The sequence below is a fragment of the Kiloniella spongiae genome (assembly GCF_001026905.1).
Taxonomy (GTDB): Bacteria; Pseudomonadota; Alphaproteobacteria; order Kiloniellales; family Kiloniellaceae; genus Kiloniella; species Kiloniella spongiae.
This window is the reverse complement of record NZ_LAQL01000042.1, coordinates 1-2,138: the sequence shown is the minus strand read 5'-3', so window position 1 is coordinate 2,138 and position 2,138 is coordinate 1. Positions and strand designations below refer to the sequence as shown.

Annotated in this window: 1 protein-coding gene; it reads left to right on the top strand. The window is 46.8% G+C overall.

Annotated elements, in window-relative coordinates:
* Positions 1–2,138, top strand: a 2,138-nt coding sequence (locus WH96_RS20800; protein WP_047766171.1) for an FG-GAP-like repeat-containing protein, incomplete at both ends; no start/stop codon positions are given.

Below are 2,138 nucleotides of genomic sequence, written 5' to 3'. Positions count from 1 at the left end.
CGGCTCATACCGTATCAACCGTATTGATTACGGCGGTAATGCCACAGCTGGGACAGCAGCCACATCCTCTGTACGTTTTATCTATGAAGACCGCACCGATATTCGCACCTGGTATCAGGCTGGAGCAAAGATTACACAAGATCAACGCCTGAAGAATATCCAGACCTATGAGGGCGAGACGCTCGTCGCAGATTATGAAGCCAACTATGAATATAGTGGTTTAGAGAACAGATCTCGTATAACTCAACTCCTTATGTGTGAGGCAGGGGGGAGTTGCCTAAAGCCGTTAGCTATCACGTGGAATGAAGATAGTGCTTCATGGCCAGAGATAGCTTCTTTGGGGGATTTTGGTAAAACGGATTATGAAGACCGAAATTCTTATCCTCTGATCTATGGTGACTGGAACGGTGATGGCGTTTCTGACATCGGACGTGTTACGTCCAGTGGAATGAAGTTCTATGTCGCAAACCGTTTTGCTTTTGAAGACAGGATTCACAGTTTTTTTGAAAACTATACGCAGCTGAGTGAACTTGGGCAGAATAGCTTGTCCGACAGCAATCTCTACCCCGTTTTTTCTGGGGATTGGAATGGCGATGGCCTGACGGATATTGCCCGTGTGACGGATAATGGGATGACTTTTCTGGTTTCTACCGGAACATCCTTTGAAGCCTATGCCCAGTTTAATGATTTTGGCAAAGAACGTTATGATGATGGCAGTATCTATCCTGTTCTTACTGGTGACTGGAATGGAGATGGCCGGACTGATGTCGGCCGTGTGACATCAACAGGTGTCAAGTTTTATACATCTCAGGGAAGCTATTTTAAGGCCTATACAGGTCTTGATATTTGGGGCAAAAACGCTGGTTATCATAATGGAAGCACCCATCCTGTTATGGTTGGCGATTGGAACGGAGATGGCTTGTCTGATCTTATGCGTGTGCATGATGATGGTATCAGCTTTCGTGTATCAACGGGGACTGGATGGGCAATTTATGATGGGTTAAATGTTTTTGGCCGAAATGCTGGTTATTCCAATGATAATACCCACCCTGTTACAGTTGGTGACTGGAATGGCGATGGCTTGTCTGATGTTATGCGCGTGCATGATGATGGTATCAGCTTTCGTATATCTACAGGAACGGGTTGGTCAATATTCGGTGGCAATGAGGCTTTAGGACGAAATGATGGTTTCTCTGATGCAAGTACTTATCCCCTTGTTCAAGGTGACTGGAATAATGATGGTCTGAGTGATATCGGCCGGATCTCTGCTTCCGGCATAAAGCTATATATCTCAAACGGTCAGGGTTGGGTTCACTTCGAGGATGTAGAATCTTTCGGCAAGAACAGTTATGCCGACAGTAATCTCTATCCGGTTACGACAGGTGACTGGAACGGTGATGGTAGCCCGGATATAGCCAGAGTTGTCTCGGGTGGGGTGGATTTTCTTTTTAGTAATTACCAGAATAGTAACAAGGCAAAAACGTTTACCTCTTCACGTGGATACAAGACGTCTGTTCGTTACAAGCCGCTTATCAAGGCTCCTGTTTCCGGGGAGAATTTTTATAAAGCAGACAAAGCGGCGAGTTATCCGGAACAAACCTTTATGGGCACGATGTACGCGGTATCTTCTGTGAAACGCGAAGATGGTGTGACAGGTTTACGGCATGTGGATTATGCCTATTCAGATGGTCGTGTTGATGTTGAGCGCGGGTCATTTCTGGGGTTTGGACAAATCGTATCGAGTGACCGCCAACGGGGGACACAAACCTTAACTGATTATCATCAGGATTGGCCCTTTACCCGTCGCACTAAAAAGACAGCTCGACAAATTCTTGACGGGACGCCTATTGAGATACAAGAAAGATCCTGGGAACAGGTTTCAACAACGGGACAGGCCATAGATGTGCGTTTGTCCCAGACAGTGCATCAACAATTTGATGATCCGGCTTTTGCAAAATCAACCGGAATTCCGGATGGCTCTTCCGGTTCATCCCCCGAAGGAGAACAGTTTTATTCCACGTCAGGTAGCTACGACTGGGTTGTCCCTGCTGGTGTAACAACCGTGAGAGTGTCTGTTGTCGGTGCCGGTGGCAGTGGCGGACAAAATGGCACCTTTACGACAGGCTCAACAGCAGATG